The 1160-nt window shown below is 63.4% G+C and carries 1 pseudogene; it reads right to left on the reverse strand.

Annotated features, from left to right (window positions below):
* Nucleotides 1–260: 260 nt before the first annotated feature.
* Nucleotides 261–1160 (reverse strand): annotated as a pseudogene (locus ET21_RS28080) (plasmid stabilization protein); the annotation flags it as partial.

Below are 1160 nucleotides of genomic sequence, written 5' to 3' on the forward strand. Positions count from 1 at the left end.
TCCCCCGGTGGCAGCTGCCACCACTGACGGAGCGCGGCCCTGGGCCGCTCGATCCTATGTGGCAGCTGACAGACTACGAAGCGCGCGGCCCTGGCCGCTCATTTTGGCGGCGGCTTGCATGATTTTGTGCTGTTCGTCGCACCCATCGGGATTTTCTTCCTCAACAGGCGCATTCGCTAATCGCAAAGGCCGGGCGGTGGCAGCTGCCACCGCCCCCAAGTTTGCGGGGAGCGCGGGAGTGAAGCGCGCTCCCCGTGCCGTCATGCCGCTTGGCTTTCGCTATCGGCGGCATCGGGCAAGGCAGAGGGTCGAAGGGCGGGGGGCAGGATGCGCCGCCCCGCAAGGCGCTCGTTGACCGTCACGGCAAGATCAGAGCGCTTCATGGTCTGGCAATTCTCTGCGGCGTCGTTGCCGCAACCTTCGGCCAGCAGCTTCAAGAGCGTGGCCTTGCTAAGCTGGTCATAGAATACCTGATTAGGTTCCCACTTGTCGGCCATGTTGATCTGCGCGGCTCCGACGATCTGCGCCAGCTGGCGGTCGCGGTCGCTGTGGAACGAAAGGCTCGTGATCTGCGAGGCAACGCAGTAGGCCAGCAGCCGCAATTTCGCTTCGCTGTCCATCTGGCGCATGTCGTCCAGCGTGGGTGTTTCGGCCAAGCGGTCAAGATCGGCCCTTGCGATCTCGTCAATGTCGGCAATCGTGGAATGGCCCATGACCGCATCGTCAACATGGAAGCGGTTCTTCTCGGCGGTGATTTCGGCGGCTTGTTGCCACGAATAAGCGTTGCCGCGAACCTGCCCCAAGAGGCCCGTTAAGAGCACGTCCAGCGCCAGCTCCGGGTCGCTGGCAAGGGCTTCCCGAACCGCCATCGTGCGGATGCCGCCCAGCTGATCCATGACTTTCTGCGAGTAGTCGGGGCGAGGAGGCTTGGGGCCATCGGCGGCGGTGCCCTTGGCGGTGCGGGTGAACGCGACCTGTTCGATACCGTCATGGCCGATGAAGACGATAAGCGAGTGCTCGGCCTTCTGCTCGGCGGTGAAAACGCGGCAAGCCGATACGATAGCGTCCTGTTTGCGGGTCAGGGCGCGCAACTCGTCGTCATAGTCGTGATCGTCCTCGTCCACCTCGCTTTCCCGCTTGGCGATTGCCGCCTCGATCTC

It is taken from the genome of Sphingobium sp. DC-2, assembly GCF_000722555.1.
In the GTDB taxonomy this organism is placed as follows: Bacteria; Pseudomonadota; Alphaproteobacteria; order Sphingomonadales; family Sphingomonadaceae; genus Sphingobium; species Sphingobium quisquiliarum.